This is a genomic window from uncultured Nitratireductor sp., assembly GCF_913053745.1.
GTDB lineage: Bacteria > Pseudomonadota > Alphaproteobacteria > Rhizobiales > Rhizobiaceae > Nitratireductor.
Genome location: NZ_CAJXGF010000222.1, coordinates 1 through 5,639, shown reverse-complemented (window position 1 = coordinate 5,639; position 5,639 = coordinate 1). Strand labels below are relative to the sequence as shown.

Annotated in this window: 5 protein-coding genes and 1 pseudogene; all 6 read right to left on the bottom strand. The window is 61.1% G+C overall.

Translation table 11 applies throughout. The features are described from left to right. A pseudogene (locus QZ638_RS22325) lies at nucleotides 1-499 on the bottom strand (polyribonucleotide nucleotidyltransferase); the annotation flags it as partial. Nucleotides 500-812: 313 nt separating this feature from the next. After that, on the bottom strand, nucleotides 813-1,082 hold the full coding sequence (rpsO, locus tag QZ638_RS22320; protein ID WP_007010185.1) for a 30S ribosomal protein S15: 270 nt from the start codon (nucleotides 1,080-1,082) through the stop codon (nucleotides 813-815). Nucleotides 1,083-1,241: 159 nt separating this feature from the next. Next, the gene (locus QZ638_RS22315) at nucleotides 1,242-2,936 is read right to left on the bottom strand and encodes a sensor histidine kinase (protein WP_295814714.1); all 1,695 of its coding nucleotides are present in this window, start codon (nucleotides 2,934-2,936) and stop codon (nucleotides 1,242-1,244) included. 127 nt (nucleotides 2,937-3,063) lie between these two features. After that, entirely contained in the window at nucleotides 3,064-3,999 is a 936-nt protein-coding gene (gene truB / locus QZ638_RS22310) for a tRNA pseudouridine(55) synthase TruB (RefSeq protein ID WP_295814711.1), read from the bottom strand. Beyond that, nucleotides 3,999-4,403, bottom strand: a complete 405-nt coding sequence (gene rbfA, locus QZ638_RS22305) for a 30S ribosome-binding factor RbfA (RefSeq protein WP_295814709.1) — start codon at nucleotides 4,401-4,403, stop codon at nucleotides 3,999-4,001. Before rbfA ends, truB begins: the two co-directional genes overlap by 1 nt. A 139-nt stretch (nucleotides 4,404-4,542) precedes the next feature. Next, the coding region (infB, locus tag QZ638_RS22300; RefSeq protein WP_295814706.1) for a translation initiation factor IF-2 at nucleotides 4,543-5,639 on the bottom strand (1,097 nt) is incomplete at its 5' end.

Sequence of the window (5,639 nt, the reverse complement as noted above, 5' to 3'; positions counted from 1 at the left end):
CATGCGGGTTGAGGACGTACTCACCACCGATATAGCCGACGCGCGCCGCGCCGATCGGGCCCATGAAGGGAACGCCGGAGAGCGTCAATGCGGCGGAAACGGCGACCATGGCAACGATGTCCGGATCGTTCTCCAGATCGTGTTGCAGCACGGTGGCGATCACCTGGGTGTCGTTCTTGTAGCCGTCGACGAAAAGCGGACGGATCGGGCGGTCGATGAGGCGGGAGACGAGCGTTTCCTTCTCGCTCGGACGCCCTTCGCGCTTGAAATAGCCGCCCGGGATCTTGCCGGCCGCGAAGGTCTTTTCCTGATAATTGACCGTCAACGGGAAGAAGTCGAAGCCCGGCTTCGGTTCTTTTGCGGAAACGACGGTTGCAAGAACCACCGTCTCGCCATAGGTGGCCAGCACCGCGCCATCGGCCTGACGGGCGATCTGACCGGTTTCAAGAATGAGCGGACGACCGCCCCACTCGATCTCTACTTTGTGATGTTTGAACATATCCTGTCCTTCTGTGCCGCAGGGCGCGCCAACGCTTGGCCGCGTCTTCCCTTCGGTCTGGCTTCGTTGTCGGACGAGCCACGGGCAAGACAACGGGAGGCTTGGTATTTACGGCGAAGCGCCGCAAGCATCCTGCAATCCTGCCCCATGACCTGTCCATCGGGGCCCCGGCTGTCCAACCTGTCGCGCATGGGATGGCGGCAACGCCGCTGTCGCAATCATGCCTGTGGCCGGAGCCGTGAGGCACACAGGCGCACTGCATGCCCAAATGAGACCGGCGGACACCCGTTGGTATCCGCCGGCCAAAATCAGCTTAGCGCCGCAATCCGAGCTTCTCGATCAGTGTCTTGTAGCGACCTTCGTCCTTCTTCTTCAGATAGTCCAGAAGACGCCGACGCTGGGAGACGAGCTTCAGGAGGCCACGACGGGAGTGATTGTCCTTCTTGTGGTCTTTGAAGTGCTCGGTAAGGTTCTTGATCCGCTCGGTCAGAATAGCGACCTGGACTTCCGGAGACCCGGTATCGCCCTGTGCGGTGGCAAATTCTTTCAGCAAATCCTGTTTGCGCTCTGCAGTAACCGACATCGGTTTCCTTTCTCGAATTTAGGGAAAAGGGACGCCCTCAGCCGGGATGTCGTCCAGCCGGGGCCATTCAACAATGCGCATTTCAAGCGCAATGATGGGCGGCATATAAGCGAAATCGCGCAGAATTACCAGCCCAAACATTCGCGCGGTGCGCGGAACTCAATCAGCCTCGCCCACGCGTGGACCGCTCGTCGAAATGTCGGGCTCCAGCCGATCGACCGGAATCTTGAACACACACTCCAGGCCATCGCGATGAAAGACACGCGAAATCTCGGCGTCCAGCGTTCCGCCAACCATGCGCTCGATGATTTCCGTCCCGAAACCGCGACGGCGTACATTGCGCCGGCGCGCCCTCGAGACGTGCTCCCGCCAGGTCAAAATCAAGGTATCGTCCTTCACTTTCCATGAGATTTCGAGGCGGCCGGTGCTGGTCGAAAACGCACCGTATTTGGCGGCATTGGTCGCAAGCTCATGCACGGCAAGTCCCACCGTTTGCGCCGGTTGGTTGGCAAGCCGGAATTTCGGACCGCTCATCTTCATCCGCTCGGGACTGTCAGGCCGGAAAGGATCGACTTGTGCCGCCAGCAGTTCGCGCAACTCGACGCCCACGGCACCACCGGCGATCAACAGATCCGTGGACCGGGCAAGCCCGTGAAGACGTTTCTGGAATGCATCCTGAAAACCCGCAAAGGTTCGCGAACTGCGAGCCGTTTGCTTGGCCATGGACGAAACCACGGTCAGCTGATTCTTCGAACGATGGGCGACTTCGCGCATGAGAAGGCGTATCTCGTTCTCCGATTGCTCGCGATCGAGCGCAGCCTCCGCCAATGCCGATGAGACGGTCGCCACTTCCGCAATCGGATACTCGACGGCATGAACCGGCTCGCCCGCGCCCAGCCTGCGAGCGTCACGCGCCAGACGCCGCACAGGACCGGCAATTTGCCGACCAAGCAACCATGCTGCGAAAGCTCCGATTGCGATGACAAGCAATCCGCCGGCCAACAGCATACGCAGCGAGTGGCGCATCGGCTCCTCGATGGTGGCGGTCGAGGCCCATACGACCGCTTTCCAGCCACTGACCCCGGAGTCTTCCACAATCGTGATGTAAGTTCCGCCTGCGCGCCCCTCCGTCGGTTCGGCCTCGCGATAGATGCCTCCAGAGCCGTCGAAGTTCAGAAAAAACGGTTTGCCAACCTCGGACGACAGAAAGGACGACGCGACGACGACGTTGTTCCTATCGACCACAGAAGCGTTCCATCCACCCCGCAGCATTTGCTGGGAAAGCGCATCCACCAGTGTGTCCGCATCCCGCGTCATTACCAGCATGCGTGGAGGGCCACTTTCGGGGAAGAAAGGCCTCACCACTTTGAAGCTCCATTTGCCTGCAAGTTCGCCGAAGAACACACCGGACGTGATGGGGGCGCCTTCTTGAAAAGCCGCCGGATCGTTAAGTGAATCCGTTGCGGGTTCCAACGGCTCCCCAAAGGGCACACTCGTATTCAGGAGTGGCTTGTAATTTTCATCCAAAACACGAAGATAGGAGCCGCTGCCGGCGAGAGCGAGCTTCGCGCGATTGTAAAAATCCTGCAGGTCGCCGCTTGAGAGGGAGGGCGTGGTCGAAAGCACGCGCAGCGTGGTCACCATGCCGCTCAACTCGCGATCCACGGCTTCGGCGATCGATCCCGCCATTGCCTCGGCGAGCGTGGTCACCACCTCCCGCTGCGCTTCATTGTTGCGCTGAAGCAGCACGACGGACACGCCAATCGCGGGGATGATGGTCACCGCGATCAGAAGGAACAGGAAAAAGCTGATCGGTTTCGGGCCCGCCGCGAAAGCCCTGATGCGCTCTGACAAACTTCCCGGAGGCGCACTATCCTTCGCCTGCATGCAATTGCCCGTCCCATCGATTGTTTGAGTACACAATGCACGAGACGGACAAGGGTTGCCTTGCCGGCCTCACGAAATCAACCAGCGAAATGCCTTACGCCGCGAAAACGCGCTTCGGCTTGAACATGCCCGCTTCGACCGCACCGAGAGCGACCAGCCGGCCGCGTGCGCTGGCCCAGGCTTCCGGCGCCTCCACAGGTGCGTCGCGGCCACGCACAATGACCGGATTGCCGAGCCGGATACGCGCAGCCGCGTCGTCCGTGACGGCAACTTCCGGCAGTCCTTCCAGCGCCGTCGCTATGTCGAGGAGATAGTCGTCGAGCGCTGCGAAATCGCCACCCGCCCGATCTCCAGCCCCGGCAGCCTCCTCCAATGCGGTCAATTCGACGAGTTGGTCGGGAAGGAAGGGATACACCTCGGTGCGGCGCAGATCTGCGATGTGACCGAAGCAGCCCAGATCCCGCCCCAGGTCTCGCGCGATGCTGCGCACATATGTGCCCTTGCCACATTCGATTTCGAACACCGCCGCCTCGGGCGTGAAAGCCACTAGATCGAGCCGCCCGACTTCTATCTCTCGCGCGGCGATCTCCACCGTTTCGCCCTCGCGGGCAAGGTCGTAAGCCCGCTCGCCCCCTATCTTCACGGCGGAATATTGCGGCGGGGTCTGCATGATGATCCCGGTATAATTCGGCAAAAGTGCGCGCACCGCTTCTTCGGTGGGCCTCAGGTCGGAAGACTTCGTTACCGGACCTTCAAGATCATCGGTTGCGCGTTCGTCGCCCCAAGCGACCTTGAAGCGGTACACCTTGGCGCCATCCATGACGAAGGGAACGGTTTTTGTAGCGTCGCCCAGGGCGATCGGCAGCATGCCGGAAGCGAGCGGGTCGAGCGTGCCTGCATGGCCCGCTTTTTCGGCATTGAAGAGCCATTTGATCTTCGAAACAGCGTCGGTCGACCCCATTCCGGCCGGTTTGTCGAGGATCAACCAGCCGTTGACACGGCGTCCTTTCCGCTTTCCGCGCCGCGCCATCAAAGATCGTCCTCGTTTCCGTCGTCGTCCTTCAGATCGCGGGCAACTTCCGGAGATTTCAAAAGGCGATCGATCTTGTTGAAATTCTCGAAACTGTCGTCCACTCGGAACCGCAGCTCCGGCATGTACTTCATTTGACGCAACGCCGGTGTGATGCGTCCGCGAATGAAGCGCGCATGCCGGTTAAGGGCTGCTACGACGGCATCCTTGTCGGCCGCCCCCAGCGGTGAAACGTAAGCCGTCGCGATCTTCAGATCAGGCGACATGCGCACCTCGGAGACCGAAACCACCGTATCTGCGAGCGCGTCGTCGCTCACATCGCCGCGCTGCAAAGTCTGCGCAATTGCATGACGCACCTGCTCGCCGACGCGGAGCTGGCGCTGAGAGGGAGCGGAAGACGGCATGGAGCACCTTCTTGCGGGGAAAAACCTATTGTATCCGTATCAAGGATATCGGCAAATCATGGAAACGGGAGCGTTTGACGCCGGAGACCGACGGGGCAATCCATGCCCCGTCGTCTGACCTGCTCCGGCTCCGTGTGCACTAGAGCGTACGCGTAACCATCTCGACGCGATAGGCTTCGATGACATCGCCGGCACGAATGTCTTCGTAGTTCTCGAACGCCATGCCGCATTCCTGGCCGGCAGGCACTTCTGACACCTCGTCCTTGAAGCGCTTCAGCGTCTTCAGCTTGCCTTCGTGGATCACCACGCTGTCGCGGATGAGGCGCACACCGGCACCGCGCTCCACTTTGCCTTCGGTGACCCGGCAGCCGGCCACCTTGCCGACCTTGGAGACGTTGAAGACTTCGAGGATCTCGGCATTGCCGAGGAAGGTCTCGCGGCGTTCAGGCGACAAGAGGCCCGACATGGCCGCTTTGATGTCATCCACGAGATCGTAGATGATGTTGTAGTAGCGGATCTCGATGCCGGCCGCCTCCGCCGCATCGCGCGCCTGCTTGTTGGCGCGAACATTGAAGCCGATGATCGCCGCCTCGGAGGTCTCGGCCAGCGACACGTCGCTCTCCGTGATCGCACCCGCGCCCGAGTGTACGATGCGCGCGCGCACCTCGTCAGTGCCGAGCTTGTCCAGCGCACCCGCAATGGCTTCGATCGAACCCTGCACGTCGCCCTTGATGATAAGCGGAAACTCTTTCAGGCCCGTGTCCTGAAGCTGCGACATCATCTGCTCAAGCGAACCGCGCTGACCCGCCTGGCGAGCTACCGATTTCTCGCGGGCGAGACGTTGACGATACTCCGACACTTCGCGCGCGCGCGCCTCGCTTTCGACAACCGCAATGCGGTCGCCGGCTTGCGGTGTGCCCTGAAGGCCGAGAATCTCGACCGGCATGGAGGGCGGGGCCTCCTTCAACTGATCGCCGCGATCGTTAATGAGCGCGCGAACACGGCCCCATTCGTTGCCTGCGACAATGATATCGCCCGTGTGAAGCGTTCCGGCCTGCACCAACACCGTCGCAACCGAACCGCGGCCGCGATCGAGCTTGGCTTCAATGACCACACCCTCGGCCGCGCGATCCGGATTGGCCTTGAGTTCCAGAACCTCGGACTGCAGAAGCACAGCTTCTAGCAGCTTGTCGAGATTGGTGCGCTTGGCCGCGGAGACCTCGACCTCGAGCGTGT

What these genes read in the sequence shown, in the direction of transcription:
- rpsO (WP_007010185.1), bottom strand. Translation starts at nt 1,082, where the DNA reads ATGTCGGTTACTGCAGAGCGCAAACAGGATTTGCTGAAAGAATTTGCC.
- truB (WP_295814711.1), bottom strand. Translation starts at nt 3,999, where the DNA reads ATGGCGCGGCGCGGAAAGCGGAAAGGACGCCGTGTCAACGGCTGGTTG.
- rbfA (WP_295814709.1), bottom strand. Translation starts at nt 4,403, where the DNA reads ATGCCGTCTTCCGCTCCCTCTCAGCGCCAGCTCCGCGTCGGCGAGCAG.